This window comes from Allorhizobium undicola ORS 992 = ATCC 700741 (assembly GCF_000621665.1).
GTDB lineage: Bacteria > Pseudomonadota > Alphaproteobacteria > Rhizobiales > Rhizobiaceae > Allorhizobium > Allorhizobium undicola.
Genome location: NZ_KK211327.1, coordinates 110,545 through 126,845, shown reverse-complemented (window position 1 = coordinate 126,845; position 16,301 = coordinate 110,545). Strand labels below are relative to the sequence as shown.

General features: G+C 59.3%; 13 protein-coding genes. 7 read left to right on the top strand and 6 right to left on the bottom strand.

The genetic code is table 11. The features are described from left to right. A partial coding sequence (locus tag T424_RS0119360) for an ISAs1 family transposase (protein WP_027489174.1) occupies positions 1–306 on the top strand: 306 nt, incomplete at its 5' end. Between the two features lie 121 nt (positions 307–427). Here T424_RS0119360 and dksA read toward each other — a convergent pair. Next, the gene (gene dksA, locus T424_RS0119355) at positions 428–847 is read right to left on the bottom strand and encodes an RNA polymerase-binding protein DksA (protein WP_027489173.1); all 420 of its coding nucleotides are present in this window, start codon (positions 845–847) and stop codon (positions 428–430) included. A gap of 574 nt (positions 848–1,421) precedes the next feature. On the opposite strand from dksA, the gene T424_RS0119350 reads away from it, so the two are divergent. The 4 genes from T424_RS0119350 to T424_RS0119335 all read left to right on the top strand — a co-directional run bounded on the left by T424_RS0119350 (position 1,422) and on the right by T424_RS0119335 (position 5,260). Continuing rightward, positions 1,422–1,922, top strand: coding sequence for a SixA phosphatase family protein (locus tag T424_RS0119350; RefSeq protein WP_027489172.1), 501 nt, complete (start codon positions 1,422–1,424; stop codon positions 1,920–1,922). 93 nt (positions 1,923–2,015) lie between these two features. Next, positions 2,016–3,494 carry a YcjX family GTP-binding protein gene (locus T424_RS0119345; protein WP_027489171.1) on the top strand — a complete coding sequence of 493 codons (1,479 nt, stop codon included), beginning with the start codon at positions 2,016–2,018 and terminating at the stop codon, positions 3,492–3,494. Then, on the top strand, positions 3,491–4,570 hold the full coding sequence (locus T424_RS0119340) for a YcjF family protein (protein ID WP_027489170.1): 1,080 nt from the start codon (positions 3,491–3,493) through the stop codon (positions 4,568–4,570). Before T424_RS0119345 ends, T424_RS0119340 begins: the two co-directional genes overlap by 4 nt. Before the next feature lie 141 nt (positions 4,571–4,711). Beyond that, positions 4,712–5,260 (top strand): hypothetical protein, encoded by a 549-nt coding sequence (locus T424_RS0119335; protein ID WP_027489169.1) that lies wholly within the window; start codon positions 4,712–4,714, stop codon positions 5,258–5,260. A 108-nt stretch (positions 5,261–5,368) separates the two neighbouring features. Here the strand turns inward: T424_RS0119335 and folK are convergent, their stop codons facing one another. The 3 genes from folK to folP are packed head-to-tail and all read right to left on the bottom strand — an operon-like array spanning position 5,369 to position 7,125. Further along, positions 5,369–5,905, bottom strand: coding sequence for a 2-amino-4-hydroxy-6-hydroxymethyldihydropteridine diphosphokinase (folK, locus tag T424_RS0119330; RefSeq protein WP_027489168.1), 537 nt, complete (start codon positions 5,903–5,905; stop codon positions 5,369–5,371). Next, the gene (gene folB / locus T424_RS0119325; RefSeq protein ID WP_027489167.1) at positions 5,895–6,263 is read right to left on the bottom strand and encodes a dihydroneopterin aldolase; all 369 of its coding nucleotides are present in this window, start codon (positions 6,261–6,263) and stop codon (positions 5,895–5,897) included. Before folB ends, folK begins: the two co-directional genes overlap by 11 nt. After that, on the bottom strand, positions 6,256–7,125 hold the full coding sequence (folP, locus tag T424_RS21600) for a dihydropteroate synthase (protein ID WP_037068457.1): 870 nt from the start codon (positions 7,123–7,125) through the stop codon (positions 6,256–6,258). The genes folB and folP overlap by 8 nt, the downstream gene beginning before the upstream one ends. A gap of 223 nt (positions 7,126–7,348) precedes the next feature. Here folP and T424_RS0119315 point away from each other — a divergent pair, with 223 nt between their 5' ends. Beyond that, positions 7,349–7,969, top strand: coding sequence for a DUF922 domain-containing Zn-dependent protease (locus T424_RS0119315; RefSeq protein ID WP_027489166.1), 621 nt, complete (start codon positions 7,349–7,351; stop codon positions 7,967–7,969). A gap of 573 nt (positions 7,970–8,542) precedes the next feature. On the opposite strand, the gene T424_RS0119305 is transcribed toward T424_RS0119315, so the two are convergent. After that, on the bottom strand, positions 8,543–8,863 hold the full coding sequence (locus T424_RS0119305; protein WP_027489165.1) for a 2Fe-2S iron-sulfur cluster-binding protein: 321 nt from the start codon (positions 8,861–8,863) through the stop codon (positions 8,543–8,545). A 94-nt stretch (positions 8,864–8,957) separates the two neighbouring features. Next, complete coding sequence (locus tag T424_RS0119300; RefSeq protein WP_027489164.1) at positions 8,958–9,323, bottom strand: Hpt domain-containing protein; 366 nt, start codon at positions 9,321–9,323, stop codon at positions 8,958–8,960. A 451-nt stretch (positions 9,324–9,774) separates the two neighbouring features. Here T424_RS0119300 and T424_RS0119295 point away from each other — a divergent pair, with 451 nt between their 5' ends. Then, on the top strand, positions 9,775–16,008 hold the full coding sequence (locus T424_RS0119295) for an apolipoprotein A-IV repeat region-like domain-containing protein (RefSeq protein ID WP_027489163.1): 6,234 nt from the start codon (positions 9,775–9,777) through the stop codon (positions 16,006–16,008). The last annotated feature ends 293 nt before the right edge of the window (positions 16,009–16,301 follow it).

Genomic DNA, 16,301 nt, shown 5'->3' with positions numbered 1-16,301 from the left:
GGGCGCAAGACCCACCATCTCAGACATTTCCTGCTCTCCAGGGAAATCAGTGCCGAGGCTTTCCTGCGGGTAGTCAGGGCGCACTGGACGATCGAAAACCAGTTACACTGGGTACTCGACGTAGCCTTCTGTGAAGATGCGGCCCGTAATCGCAAAGACAACGGCCCGCAAAACCTCTCTATCTTGCGAAAACTCGCACTCAACATCATCCGCCAGCACCCAGACAAAGCATCCATCCGACGAAAAATCAAAAAAGCGGGATGGGACGATCAGTTCCTCATCTCAATGATCGCTCATATGCAATAGCCCTGCCCTTGAGGGGGAGATGTCTGGCAGGACAGAGGGGGGTAAACCACACGCAAGACCGTAGCTTGGGTTAAACAACGAAAATCAAAGCCTCACGGGGTTGTCTGACCGCCTCCGGCCATCACTCGTCGCGGTAAACCTTTTCGCGTCGCTCGTGACGCTCCTGCGCTTCGATGGAAAGCGTGGCAATCGGGCGGGCGTCAAGCCGCTTCAAACCAATCGGTTCGCCAGTTTCCTCGCAATAGCCGTAGGTGCCATCGTCGATCCGTTGCAGGGCGGCGTCGATCTTGGAAATCAGCTTGCGCTGCCGGTCACGTGCGCGCAGTTCAATGGCGCGATCCGTTTCCGAGGATGCCCTGTCGGCAAGGTCGGGATGGTTGGCGCTTTCTTCCGCAAGATGGCCGAGCGTTTCGCGCGCTTCCCGCAGAATGTCGTTTTTCCAGGCAATCAGCTTGGCACGAAAATAGGCACGCTGGTTTGCATTCATGAACTCTTCGTCTTCCGAGAGGACATAATTGCTAAGATTGATCTTCTCACTCAACGCGATTCTCCTGAAGAACATCTCATTTGCGGCTGTATATCCTTTCGAAAGGCTCCATACAAGCCTCAAGAAAGTGGAAAACCCATTTTTAAATTTGTTACAAAAATCAGCTAAACGACTATTTTTTCATCGATTTTGACGTAAAAATTTCAATAGTCGGCTCATGAAATGCGGTTAAGTGTTCCGGCTTGAATCTCCCGCAATGCGTGTTCTCTTACCATTAAGCAGTTCTTTTCGCGACATTTTTGGAGCTTCTGTTTGCGACATGACTGAAGAGGGCCGGGTCTGCAGGGGGCCAATGAAGGGTAGAAATCGCAAAACATACCCGACGAAAGTGCCGGACCTTTCCGTAATAGCTTGTTTTTTGGCCAGCACGGCCAACCTTGGCGAGCACGCATCTTCGCTTGACCTTGGGCATTGTCCCGAGAAAAGTGTAGTCACGGCTTTCCAACTGGAAATGCGGCAAAACAAAAGCTTGGACCGCTGGCAAAGCCTAGAGTTCCAATCTTGTGCATTTGCCTTCGCGTCTTTCTGCGGTAAACCCCTGAAGACAATCTTTCACCGGGCCGCATTCATGTCTTTCATCCTGCCTCCTCCGTCCCGCATCTATCTTCTGCGCCACGCATCTGCCAACTGGCCCGGCCCCGGCGAACGGGACTTTGATCGCGCCCTGAGTGAGCAGGGCTATGCCGAGGCCGAGTTCGTGGCAGAACGCGCTTTCGAGCGCGATTACCGCCCGCAGCGCGTGCTATCCTCCACTGCGCGTCGATGCCGGGAGACGGCAGATGCCGTGGCGCGCAACCTGAGCGGAATGGACATTGAATTCAATTATATCGATGCGCTCTACAACGCGCCGCTCGATACCTATGTCGAACTTCTAAAGGCGTCGGCGCCAGCCCAATCCGTGATGATGATCGGCCATAATCCGGCCATGGAAGAATTGCTGCATCTGCTGGCGGGGGAAGAGGCGCTGGCGCGCAGCATTCCCCAGGGCTATCCGCCTGCCGGGCTGGCCGTACTGGATGCAACAGGCGCAGCCACCGGCTGGACGCTCGTCGATTTTCTGCAAGCCTGAACGGCCCGTCTTCAATCGCGTTGCGGGCTGCTTATATAAAGCAAAACGCTTTGGCAGCCCCGCCGCATGTTTGAAGACAGGACCGGTTGACCCTTGACGCCATCTCTCACCAGCTTTGCCGATGAAACGCGAATTGCGCTGGACAATCTTTCAGACCGCGCCAGCAATCTCCTGCACCCCGCCATTCGGCTTGGTGTCACGGGGCTTTCGCGGGCAGGAAAAACGGTGTTCATCTCCTCGCTCGTTCACAATCTGCTGAATGGCGGACGCTTGCCGCTGTTTGAGCCCATGCAGTCAGGCCGCGTTTCCAGGGTAACACTGGAAGCCCAGCCCGATGATGCCGTGCCGCGCTTTCAGTATGAAGATCATATCCACGCACTGGTGCGCGATCGTCTCTGGCCCGATTCCACGCGCGCCATCTCCGAATTGCGGTTGGTGATAGAGTATAGAAGCGCCAGCGGCTGGGGCAGGATGTTTTCGCGCGGCAAGCTCGCCATCGATATTGTTGATTATCCCGGTGAGTGGCTGCTGGATCTGCCACTGCTGGGACAGGACTATGCCACCTTCTCGGCAAAGACCATTGAGCTTGCCCGCACCGGCATTCGCACCGCCCTTTCGCAGCAATGGCTGGCGCTTGCGGCAAGACTGGATCCCGATGCCCCAGCCGATGAAGCGGAGGTGCGCCAGCTCTCATCGGCTTTTGCCGATTACCTGAAAGCCTGCAAGGCGGACGAACGCTCGCTTTCCACCCTTCCGCCCGGACGCTTTCTCATGCCCGGCGATCTTGAAGGGTCTCCTGCGCTGACCTTCGCGCCCTTGCCGCTTGCTCCAAACGCCAGGGCGGTACGCGGCTCTTTGCAGGCGATGATGGAGCGACGGTTCGAGGCCTATAAATCCGTTGTGGTAAAGCCGTTTTTCCGCGAGCATTTTGCCCGTCTCGACCGCCAGATCGTGTTGATAGACGCTCTTCAGGCTATCAATCGCGGCCCTGAAGCAGTGCGCGATCTGGAAACAGCGCTGGGTGAGGTGCTGGCCTGCTTTCGTCCTGGCGCCAGCAGCCTGCTGCAATCGCTGGTCGGACGGCGTATCGACAAGGTGCTGGTGGCTGCCACCAAGGCCGACCATCTGCATCATGAAAGCCATGCCGCCTTGCAGGCTATCACCCGCCGGCTGGTGGATGGCGCCGTTACGCGCATGGGCATGGCGGGGGCAGGCATAGAGGTGCTTGCCCTGGCCTCGGTGCGGGCCACGCGAGAGGCCAATATCCGTCAGGACGGGCAGGTTCTGCCCGTTGTTGCCGGAACCCCGATGGCGGGTGAAACCATTGGCGGAGAACATTTCGACGGAAACCGCAAGACGGCAATCTTTCCCGGAGACCTGCCTGAGGATGCGGGCATTCTTTTTGCCGACCCGAAGGCGAGCACCTACGATCCGAAGGACCTCCCCGATCTCAACATCATCCGCTTCCGTCCCCCGGCTCTGGAGGAAACCGCCCAAGGCATGAGGCTTTCCATTCCGCATATAAGACTGGACCGCGCCCTGCAATTTCTGCTCGGAGACCGCCTTGCATGACCAAGACGCCGCTGGAAGACCGCCCCTTGCGCCGCCCCGCCGCCTTCTCGCTCGAAGCCGATGCGAACCCGCAACCAAACCCGCGCGGGCCAGAAGCGCGCAGGCCACCCCGCAGTTTCGATGGGGCGATTGAGCTGACGCCGGAAAGCCAGGACCCGTTCATGGCCGAGGCAGATGCGGATCGGGAAGCCGCACTTGCGCTGCCGCCGCGCAAAAAGCCGCGCTTTTCGTTTGGAAAGCTTGCCGCCACAGCATTTGGCGCCCTGCTTTCGCTGGCGATCGGCCTGTGGATCGACGATCTCATCCGCGATCTATTCAGCCGCGCCGATTGGCTGGGCTATACGGCTATCGGCATCGTCATCATTGGCCTTGTGGCGCTTGCCGCCGTCGTCGGCCGCGAAATTGCGGGCATTTACCGCCTCAATGCGGTGCAGGCCTTAAAGGAAAAAGCTTCAGGCCTGATCGTTCAGGGCACGGCCCCGCAAGCCCGGCAGGTGATTTCCGAACTCCTCTCCCTCACGGCCCACCGCCCGGAAACCGCGCGCGGGCGTGAGACACTGAAACAGGCGGAATCCGACGTCATCGACGCCCCACATCTTCTGGACCTTGCGGAACGGGAACTGCTGGGACCGCTGGATGCCAAGGCGCGCGGCCTTATCGTCAATGCCTCAAAGCGGGTGTCCGTCGTGACGGCGGTCAGTCCGCGGGCGCTGGTCGATCTCGCCTATGTGCTTTTCGAAGTCGTGCGGCTGGTCCGCGCCATGGCGGAGCTTTACGGCGGCAGACCCGGTTCTGTCGGCATGATCCGGCTTTTGCGTGATGTCTTTGCCCACCTTGCCGTAACGGGCTCGATCGCCATTGGCGACGGACTGGCGCAGCAGGTGCTTGGCCACGGGCTGGCCTCCCGGCTCTCGGCCCGACTCGGTGAAGGCGTAATCAACGGCCTCATGACCGCGAGAATCGGCATTGCCGCCATGGATTTATGCCGCCCCCTCGCCTTCCATGCCCTTAAACGCCCCGGCATTAGTGATTTCACGGGCGAGATTAGCCCTGCTTCAAAAGATAATAATTATTGATTTTCAACACCTTGGTCTGATTTTGGAAACAAAAGCCCGATACGGAGGCACAGACCTGAAACCGCAACCGAAAGGAAATATTAACCATCCTGAGCGTAAAGTTCGGCCATGATTTATTGTCGATCGCGCCAAGGAAAGCCGATGCAGTCCCGTCTTTTTTCGCTTCTTGGCAGTCTTGCCATCGCCTGCTCAACCTGCCTCTCCGCTCCTGCCGCATGGGCAGCAGAGAAGGATCGGGAATTCTTCCAGTCCATCGCCGGCACCTGGAGCGGTCCCGGTGAAATCGTGGCCGGAAAATACAAGGGAACGAAGTTCAGTTGCAATCTGATCGGCGAACCCAAAGAGGGCGCCGATGCGGGCATCAAGCTCGGCGGAACCTGCCGTGTGGGCGTTTTCTCCCAGCCCATGAATGCTGAAATTTCCTACAAGGGTGGCAGCTATACCGGCCAGTTTCTTGATGGCGCCGACGGCAAGGGGCTTGATATTGTCTCCGGCCAGATCACCGGCTCCAAGGCTGTTATGGGCATCAACCGCCAGAAGTTGAATGGCGCCATGGTGGCAAATGTAGAGGGCGACAAGGCCATCAACATCACCATCTCCGTGAAGGTGGAAGAACGGATGATCCCGGTTATCGGCCTCAGGCTTAACCGGCAGGTGGATCCCACAACCGTCAGCTCCATCAAGGAATAAGTAGAAATCCGGCCTCCGCGCCGGGTTCTCTTTTTCAAGTCGTGCCTAGAGCATTTTCAGGAAAAGTGGAAACCGGTTTTCCGTCAGGAAATGCGTAAAAACAGAGAGTTAGAGCGGAGCTGGCATCTGCCACCATGACTGCTCGCTATTCTCGCTTGAAAGGCGAATATCGGCACTGTCACATTGCGCAAGCCAGCGATGTACGCTGCGCCCCTCAACCTGCCAGTCACCGGCAATGTCGGCCAGCGGCTTCAGCACGAACGCTCTTTCCAACATTCGCGGATGGGGAATGTGCAACTCCTCGGTCTCGATCCTTTCATCGCCATAGAGAAGAATGTCGATGTCCAGCGTTCGTGGCCCCCAGCGTTCCAGCCGCTCCCGCTTCATGCAGCGCTCAAGCTGGAGACAGGCCGCAAGCAGCGCGGTTGCGTCAAGCGTCGTGTTCACCAATGCGCAGGCATTTAGAAAGTCATTCTGATCGGTCTTGCCCCATGGCGGGGTCCGGTAAAGCGGTGAGACGGCAATGACCGAGCAATCCTCTCGCCTGTTCAGCACTTGCAGCGCGGTGGCCATCGCATGAGCGGGATCACCCAGATTGCCGCCCAGCCCAAGAGCTGCCACAACCGGCAGAGGCTTATCGCACATGATCGACGCAGACCTCGACATAGTCCAGCAGGCCCTGAATTGGCGCGCTCGGCTTGCGTACGGTGATCTTGGCGCGCATGACGGGCGCAAACCGATGACAGAGCGATTTGGCAATATCGAGCGCCAGAGCCTCGATGAGATAGCGCCGCTTGCCTGTCACGATTTCCTCGATAACCTCGAAAACCTTGCCGTAATCAACCGTACCGGCGAGTTGATCGGTTTCCAGCGCATCCGAAAATCGCACTTCCAGCTCGGCATCCACAAAAAAGCGCTGCCCCAGAAACTCCTCCTGATCGTGCACGCCGTGGCGGGCAAAAAACCCGCAATTCTTCAGAGTGATCCGGTAGGTCTCAGCCATCACGGCGTCCTTTCAGCAGGTCATTTTCCATGGCAAGCATAGCATCGGCCACCGCCAGCGCATCGCGATTGATCGCGACATTATGGACGCGAAACACGCTTGCACCCTTTAATCTTGCATAGACAGATGTTGCCGCCGTGGCGGCATCACGCTCGGCCGCTGGCCTGCCGGTGACATCACCCAGAAAGCGCTTGCGCGACGTCCCGATCAAAAGCGGCAGGCCGAAGCGCTCGAGTTCGCCGAGGCGGGCCATGAGTTCCAGGTTGATGGCCGCGTTTTCCTTGGCAAAACCAAAACCGGGATCGAGCAATATTGTTTCAGATGCAACACCGGCCTTGCGGGCGATAGCCAGAGAGGTCTCGAAAAACGCGACCTGATCGTCAATCACGTCATCCAGCCGCTCGCGATCCCTGCCGGTATGCATGATGCAAAGTCCAGCCCCGGCGGCCGCCGCAACACCGGCAATCTCCGGCTCACGCTGCAATCCATGCACATCGTTGACGATATGCGCTCCGGCGGCAAGGGCGGCCCTTGCCGTTTCCGCGCGATAGGTATCGATGGAAATCAGCGCATCGGTTTCCCGCGACAGCCTGGAAATCAAGGGTAGAACCCGATCCTGCTCCTCGCAGGACGAGACGGGGGCCGCTCCCGGACGGGTGGATTCACCGCCAATATCGAGAATATCGGCACCCTCAGCCAGACAGGCAAGACAGTGCTGAAAAGCACCCTCCAGCGTGTCGTGCAGACCGCCGTCGGAAAAGGAATCGGGCGTGACATTGACGATAGCCATGATGCGCGCCCTGCCGCCCAGTGCAATGGTTTTGCCACGGGCCAATTGCCACTCGCGCACGCCAGCCTTCACCTTAAACCCCGCAAAGCCGCAGAAAAGCCCGGCTTCTGTATTGAAACTGTTCCGGCGACTGGATAACTCCTGAAACGAAAGCGGGTTTCAGCGCCGGATTATTCAGCCGTTTTCAAGCGATAGCGTTTTTCGGCATCCTGAGAAAACCTGAAACGCTGCTGTTGTTTATTTTATCACCGTTCAAAAGCCGCTGGCTGTATGCATCAAAGTTAAAGGAAATTCAATGTTGCCGATGCGTGTGTTGTTCAGGTGGTCCGGCCTTGCCATGGCGCTGGCGGCGCTTTGCACCGGCCAGGCGAATGCCGAAACCGTCATCCGCAAATCCTACAGCTATTTTGCCATTCAGGGGCGAACGGCAGATGACCTCGACCACGAGCTTGACCGCCGCGGCCCGCAAATCTCCACCACCGGCTCGCGGCATCCCGGCCTCACCCGCATCCGCTTTGGCGGCACGATCGATTATCTTCACGGGTCCAATCGATGCGCCGTGGGCGGCGTCAAGGTGACGTTGAATATCAAGGTCATCCTGCCCCGATGGAAAAATCGCGCCCATGCGGAGCGCGGGCTTGGCCTTGTATGGGATACGCTGGCAGCCGACATCAAGCGCCACGAGGAACGGCACGCCGAGATCGCAAAGCAATATGCACGCCAGCTTGAGACGGCGCTAAAGACCCTGCGGCCGGAAAAAACCTGTGAAGCCCTTCAGGAAAAAGTGGCTGAAACCACTGACAAAATCACCGATGCCCACACCGCCGACCAGATCCGCTTCGATCGCGTCGAGGCGCTGAACTTCAACAATCGCATCATGCGCCTGCTGAAGTACCGCGCCACACAGACAAGGTGACGGCCTGGAAAGGCCGGAAGAAATACAACCCTGAAGAGAGGAGCACCCGCTCTTCGGCAGCGAGTGAAATCGCACGCCTGCAAGCCCTCACCTGAACGCTCGCCCCATAAAATCATCGATTAATATTCAGGATGGACTACACCTAAAAGATGTATTATAACTCTATCAATTCCTGAATGATTTCTCAGGTGGCGGTGAGTGCCACAGGATACGCTTTTTTGTTACGGCGCCGTGCGTTTATCAAACGCTCAAAGGACGGCGTAGAGCATTTTCACGCAAAGCGGAAACCGGTTTTCCCTGCGAAAATGCCAGAAAAAAATTAAAGTGGCCTACCCCGAAATGCCTTAACCGGCGTGATGCCCGTTGAACGAACTGAGTTTGTTTTCCCCTGGTGCGTCTTGAATGCCGGCGATCTCCTCCCCGCCGGTTGCGCGCACCCTGCTGCCCCGCACGTTCCAGCCGGAACGGGCGGGGCTTTTTTTGCATCAGCAGAAAAACCGGAAAATGCTGGCCTACCCGCATAATTTCATAAATCAGATGCGATTTGAGATGAGATAATGAGAAGATTTCGCCTCAGCCCTGACGCTCAGGCGCATGGACAACGAGGCCTTCAAGTGCCGGGCTGACCTTGATCTGACAGGAAAGGCGCGAGCTGGGGCGCACATCGGAGGCAAAGTCGAGCATGTCCTCCTCCATGGCTTCCGGTCCACCCACCTTCTCCACCCATTCATCATCCACATAGACATGACAGGTGGCACAGGCGCAGGCGCCGCCGCATTCGCCATCAATTCCCGGCACGGAATTGCGCAACGCATTTTCCATCACAGTAGAGCCGTCAGCTGCATCCAGCTCGTAACGGGTTCCGTCGAAGGCAACAATGGTAATCTTGGTCATGTCTGGGCATCCGGATGTTCTTGCAACAGCCGTTCGTCATCCACCAATTCCGGATACCAGTCAACCGCGGCGCAGTCGCTCTGAACCGGGGCAATCAACTGCGCATGAGCTTGAGAATGAAGTGCTCCGCCTCGACCACGGCAGCGCTCAGCCGCGCCAGTGTGGCGGCATCGTCCTGCCCTGCCTCCACGGCTCCGGCAGCCTCCGCCACGCCAAAGGCACCGATGGCGGCCGCAGCACCTTTCAATTTGTGAGCAAGCGCCTTGCGCCCCTCGGCATTCTCGGCAATGTCCTGAAGGCAGACGCGGACCTGACGGGCGAACATCGTCAGCACTTCCGCCTCCAGCGCCGTATCGCCCATGGTCTGGCGGGCCAGATGATCGAGATCGACCGGACGTGCCGATGACGCGGGATTGGCGGGCATTTCCGGGCTTTCGAAAACGGCACGAGCGGCTGACATAGGTGGCATCCTTCTGGATCTGTCGATTTGCGTCAGAGGATGTCGGTCTAAAAGTGGGATTGGGGTTAAATTCAGACTCTACGCATGTTTAAAATTCACGCTATGGTTAATTTTGAAAAAAGCCCTCCAAACTTGGGTCTTTCTCCCCGGCCATGCGTTTAAAAAGTGTTAATAATCCTTGGAATATCGGAGGATAGGCCTCCCGGTTAATTGTATCGACATCTGGAATGTGTCACTACGGAACGATTAGGCAGGAAAACTGTGTTCAGCTTTGAGTCTGTTGTTTCCGGTGCTATGGAATAGGTTGCCGGATCGCGAAACGAAGTCAGGACCAGCCCCTGCCGGAAGCCTGCCAAGGTGGTGGCAAGGGTTCCAGGTGTGAGCCGCAAGCCCGGTCGTGCGAGCGATAAGGCCGGGTTGCGGTCCGAGTAGGCGTAAGCGAGGCGTATCTATGGCGAACAAAAAGACAAGCGAGTCTATTGACGATAGCGCTTTCCAGGCCCTTGAGGCAGCCCTGCGGATCGACTTCGAAGATGAAGGCGACACGCCTGCTACGCCCTCCCGGCCCGAAGCATCGGAGGCCAGGATGCCAGAAGCGGCAAAACAGCAGCCCCCTCGCCCGGATCAGCCGGAGCCTCGGCCTCGCCAGGAGCGCGCCGCAAGCGACGCTGCACCGAAATCGCCCGCGCTTGCGCCTGCCAATGACGGTTCACGCAAGGCACCGGCCGCCATGCTGAAATCGCTGGAAGGCGCCTCCATGGGCGCAGCGATTCGCAATGCCACCATCGTCTCGGCCATCTGGGGTTTTGGCGGTTTCGGGCTTTCCCAGCTTCTTTACGGTTCGGTCATCTGGTCCGGCGGGCTCGGGGCATTTGCGGCCAATCCGGGCATCATCGCCATTCTCGTCGGCACGGTATTGCCGATCTTCATCTTTTTCGCCTTTGCCATCATGATGTCGAGGGCCAGCGACCTTCGCAACGCCGCCCGCTCGATGGCGGAGGTGGCGCTGCGTCTTTCCGAGCCGGAAACGGTCGCATCCGAGCGCATCATGTCGGTTGGCCAGGCGGTGCGCCGCGAAGTGCTGGCCATGAACGAGGGTATCGAGCGTACGATTGCGCGCGCAACCGAACTCGAAACGCTGGTGCATTCCGAAGTCACGGCGCTTGAGCGCAGCTATACCGACAACGAATTGCGCGTTCGCACCCTCGTGCAGGAACTGGCGGCGGAACGGGACGCGATCGTCAACCACGCCGACCGTATCCGCCACTCCATCGTCGGTGCCCACGACCAGCTCAAGGAAGACCTCTCTCTCGCCACCGAAGAAATCAGCGTTCGCCTCGCGACCTCCGGCGAAGCCTTCGCGTCGATGATCGACATGCAGGCGGCATCGATCATGGAAAAATCCGATGCAGCCGCAAGCGCACTGGGCTCCGTCCTCACAGGCAAGACCGACGAAATGGTCGAGGCGCTCGGCGCGGCCGGATTCTCGCTCACCGGCGAATTCGACAACCGGCTCCAGGCCCTCACCGCTTCCATGTCCACCCATGGCGACGAAATCCTGCGCCAGTTCGAAACCCGCGCCACCACTCTGGACGCCAGCGCCGAAAAGCTGAACGCCGCTCTGATCGAGCGTTCAAAGCAGCTGAACGACACTCTCGTCAGCCGTACGCGGGAGATTGCCCAGAGCTTCACCGAGGGCGAGACCAAGATCAATTCCAGCCTCGACGGCGTTTTGAACCGCCTCAACCACTCGCTTGAGGAAAAAGCCGTCAACTTCCGCCAGACGCTGCAAAACAATGCCGACGAGGCCATTGTCGATATCGACCTGCGCAACGGCCTGTTCGAAGATCGCCTGCAAGCGACCATCGGCCAGATCAACACAAGCTTCGATGAGCGCATGAATGCGTTCGCCAACGCCTTCGATCAGCGCGCCGGTTCGCTGGACAACAAGCTTTCGGAAAGCCTCACACGCATCAATGAGACGCTCAAGGGCGGCTCCGAGGCGATGGACGGCATTCTCAACAGCTCCATCGAGCGCCTTGGCTCCAACATGACCGACCACGAGCTGGCGCTGGCCGCAACGCTGGGCGGCACGCAGGAAATCATGGCGGAAGCGCTTGCCTCCCACTCGCGCGAGCTTGCCGAAGCCCTCGAAATGCGCCGCCGGGAGCTTGACCAGACCATTGCCGAGGCGCAGCGCCGGATCGATCAGGTCATGGCAGAGCGTGGCTCGGCCCTTGCGGAAACGCTTGGCTCGACCCAGGAGCGCTTCGAGGAAACCCTCGGCAGCCGTTCGGACGCCATCGTCAACCAGCTTGTCGGAAGCGAAATGCGCATTTCCCAGACGCTGGAAAGCGTTACGGGCAATATCGCGCAAGCCGTCACCTCCGGCGAGGACCGCCTCGCCGCCACGCTCGACCAGAAGACCAGAACGATCATCGAGGCAGCACAGGGTGCCGATGCGCGTATCGAAGCCGCCCTTTCCGACAAGGCGGACGCCATTCGCGCGGCTTATGAGGAAAGTCAGGCCCGCTTGACGGCGACGTTGGACAATAAGGTCGATCAATTGATCGATACGGCCAATGAAGCCGATATGCGGATCGAACTGGCGCTCGGTACCCGCGTCGATGCCATCCGCTCGGTTTACGAGGAAAACGAGGGACGCCTCGCACGCACCATCGATGCGAAGGTTGGCGAACTCATCGAAACCGTGGGCAATGCCGATAACCGCCTCGAACAGGCGCTTGTCGGCAAGGCAGACGCCATCCGCGCCGCCTACGAAGAAAGCCAGAGCCGCCTTTCCGCCGCGCTGGACGGCAAGGTCGAGCAGCTTGTGGATACCGCAAACGAAGCCGATATGCGGATCGAACTGGCGCTTGGCAATCGCGTCGATGCTTTGCGCTCGGTCTATGAGGAAAGCGAATCGCGCCTGGCCCAGACCGTCGATGCCAAACTTGGCGAGCTGACCGAAACGGTGGGCAACGCCGACAGAAGCATTGCCCAGGCCCTGGCTGGCAAGGCCGAGGCCATTCGCGCCGCCTATGAGGAAAGTCAGGCCCGGCTCACCGCCACGCTGGACAGCAAGGTCGAGCAAATTCTCGACACCGCAGGCGAAGCCGACATGCGGATCGAACTGGCGCTTGCCAACCGCACGGATGCCATTCGTGCCGTTTACGAAGAAAATGAAGGCCGTCTGGCACAGACGGTGGATGCCAAGATTGGCGAACTTGCCGAAACCGTCGGACAGGCGGATCGCCGTATCGAGGAAGTTCTCGGCAGCAAGGCAGACGAGATCCGTAGCGCCTATGAAGTCAATCAGGGCCGTCTGAAGGAACTGGTCGATACGCGCCTCGGCGATCTCATGGATACGGCAACAGAGGCCGATATTCGCATCGCGCTTGCTTTTGGCAACAAGGCCGATGCGATCCGTGCCGCTTACGAAGATAATCAAGGTCGGCTCGATCAGTCGCTGGATGCCCATTCCGAGCGTCTGGCCGCAACGCTCGGGCAATCCGCCGATCGCGTCGAAACCGTTCTTGGGCAGGGCGTCAACCGCATCGAAGACGGGATCAACTCTTCCGTCGGCCGTCTGTCGAACACGCTTGAGGACAACCACGACCGCATTCGCCGGACGCTGGACGACCGCAGCGCCGCGATTGCCGCAAGTCTCTCCGATGCCCAAAATGTGCTGGAAAACACCCTCGCCGAACAGGGCACGGCAATCGGCGCAACGCTGGCTGCCAGTGCAAGCATGTTGGAAATGACGCTCGAAGAGCAGCAGGACAGGCTGCGCCAGACCATCGACGACACTGGCCGTGCGCTTGAAGGCAGGCTGCAAGGCTCCGCAGGCGCCATTGCAAACCGTTTTGGCGATGCCGCCAGCGAAATCAGCCGCACGGCCGAGGATTTCTCCGCACGGATCGAAGGGTCCATCAGCAATGTCGCAAACCATCTGAACGACACGACGGGCCGGATCGAGACGAGCCTCGGCGCGCTCGAGAGCCGTATCCAAGGCAGTCTCGAAGGGGTGGATGCGAAGGTGACAGAAGCCGGAGAGCGCGTTGCATCCAGGCTTACCGAAAAGGTCTCCGATCTTGAGCGCATCAGCCTGAACGCTTCCCAGCGGCTTGAAAACACCCTGGGGGATGCAGGCCAGCGCCTTGCCGAAACTTTCGACAGCCGCACCACCATGATCGACGAGCGCCTGTCCACCATGGATCGCGCCCTGAATATCGGCCTTGAAAACGTCAACAGCACCATTGAAGGCAAAGCTGCGGGGCTTGCCTCCTCGCTTCGTCAGGCGGTTGTCGGGGCCGTGCAGGAAATCGACGTTCAGGCCCAGAAATCTGCCGAGATTCTGGGGCGCACCAGCGAAGAATTCGCCCAGACCATCGGCAGCCGTCACGAGGATTTCACCCGTTCCGTTCGCGAACAGGCAGACGATCTGACGCGGCGGATCGGCGAAACGCAGGATCGCCTTGCCGGTCAGACAACACAGCTCGTTCAGAATTTTGCAGAGGCAGGCGATTCGCTGATCCGCAAGGCATCGGAAGCTGAAGCCTCCATCGCAACCCGTGCAGGCAGCATTACCGGCGCCATGTCGGAGGCCGAGCGCGCACTCGAAGAACGTGCGGCGGCTTTGCGGGCGGCGCTTGCCAATACCAGTGGCGAACTTTCCTCCACGCTCGACGGCGTCGAGAAGGCGCTCGAAGCGCGCGGCAATTCCATCCGCTCCGCACTCGACGAGCGCACCCGCGAACTAAACTCGATGCTGGCCGGACGTTCTTCCGAGCTTGCCCGCCTTATCGATGAAAAGGCCCGCCCCACGGTCGAGCAATATTCGGCGATTGGCCGCGAGGCCGCCGAGCGTATCGCCCAGGCCGCCGAACAGAGCGCCGACCGTCTGCGTCAGGAAAATGCACAGGTAACGGACGCAATCACCGCCCGCGCCGCCCATGCCGCGCGCCAGCTTCATGCCGCAGAGGAATCGCTGACCAGCACCGCAGGTCACATGATCGAGCGTTTGACGGAAACCAATCAGGCCCTGACCGGCCTTGTCGAACAGACTGCCCAGACCGTAACGGATGCGGACCGCCAGTTTGGCGCCACGACGGACAAGCTTGCAGCGACCACCAGCCGCGCCGCCGATGTGCTGGCAACCTCGGGACGTTTGCTGGAAAGCAATCTGGAGCGTCTCTCGGGCGTTTCCGAACAGGCCCTGACCCAGGTTACGGGCATTGTCGGCCGCTTTGGCGATCATGCGCGGGTTCTGGGACAGGCCTCGGATCTTCTGGCCGCCGCGCAGTCCAATCTGGCAGGCACATTGGAAGAGCGCCAGCAGGCGCTGCGCGATCTCTCCATCGGTCTGGTCAAGCGCTCCGAGGAGATCGAAGGTACGATGCGTTCGCTGGCTGGCATGGTCGAAGGCGCCTTCGATCATCTGGAGCAACGCTCTGGCCAGATGAGCGGCAATCTGCGCAACACCATCCAGTCTTCCTTTGCCGATCTCGGCCAGATCCTCGGTGAAACGGAACAGCAGGCCAAGGCCACCGCTGGCTCCATGCGCGATTCACTGCTTTCTGCGGGCGAAGAAGCGACCCGTTCGATCGAACGGACGCTCTCGGAGGCCGAAAAGCGCTCCACCGATCTTGCAAACCGTCTGCGTGGCGGCCTCGCCTCGTCCCTGTCGGATGTGGACCGCATCCTTGCGGAAGCAGGTCAAAAGTCCGATGGTACGGCAACGCAGATGAAGGAAGCCGTGCGCGGCGCTGTCGAGGAAGCCATGTCCCGCTTTGCTGGCGCAACAGACGAAATTCGTCGTTCCGCCCAGGAAATTCGGCAGGAACTGGACCTCACCCGCACAGAACTCAAGCGTGGTGCCTTCGATCTTCCGGAAGAAGCCAAGGAAAGCGCCAGCGCCATGCGCCGCGCCGTTGCCGAGCAGATCAAGGCGCTTCAGGATATTTCCCAGCTCGTTGGCCGCACATCGCAGCAGATGGAAATTGCCGAACCCGCACCACGTCAGGTTCAGCCCGTGGCGCCCGCTGCTCGCCCTGCACCCGCCCCCGCACCGGCTGCGGTTGCCGCACCACGGCAACCGGCAATCGCGCAGCAGCCAGCACCTGCCGTCTCGCGGCCGCAGCAACAGGCACCGCTTGCCAGCCGCCCCGGTCTTTCCATGGAGCAGAGCAGCGCACCGCAAGCCCAAGGGGGTGGCTGGATCAGCGATCTTCTGCGTGGAGCATCGCGCGAGGAAGAAACAGTCGTATCGCCAGCCCGCGCCGCCCAACAGCGCAACCCGGCCGAACCGCAGCGTAGCAACGATATTCGCAATCCGCGCCACATGGTGGAATCGCTGAACTCGCTGTCGGTCGATATTGCCCGCGCCATCGATCATGATGCTTCGGTAGAGCTGTGGCGCCGCTACCAGCGCGGCGAGCGCGATGTCTTCACCCGCCGCCTCTACACGCTGAAGGGCCAGCAGACCTTCGATGAGATCAAGCGCAAATACGACCGCGAAGTGGAATTCCGCACCGCAGTAGACCGTTATATCGCCGATTTCGAAAAGCTGCTTTCCGACGTTGCCCGCACGGATCGGGACAAGACACTGACCCAATCCTACCTGACCTCGGATACCGGCAAGGTCTACACCATGCTGGCCCACGCCGCGGGACGCTTTAACTAAAAAGTATTCAGGGAAGTTGGAGACCAGCTTCCCGTCCGAAAATGTAAAATCCCACGGTCTTTAAAAAGGACCGTGGGATTTTTTCTTTTGGTATCCTGAGCAGTCTGGTGCAGTGAAGGTGTTTGAAATGCGCAGGTTGAACCTTCATCGCCTGTGACGGGATGAAGCTGGAGCATTTGATCGTTTCCTCCGCCCAGTGTAGCGATTGAACGATCCGGGATTTTCAGGGCGCCGGGATTTTCAGGGCGCCAGCCGGGAGTCCTCTCCGGATTTTTCTGGAAAAAATCTTCAGC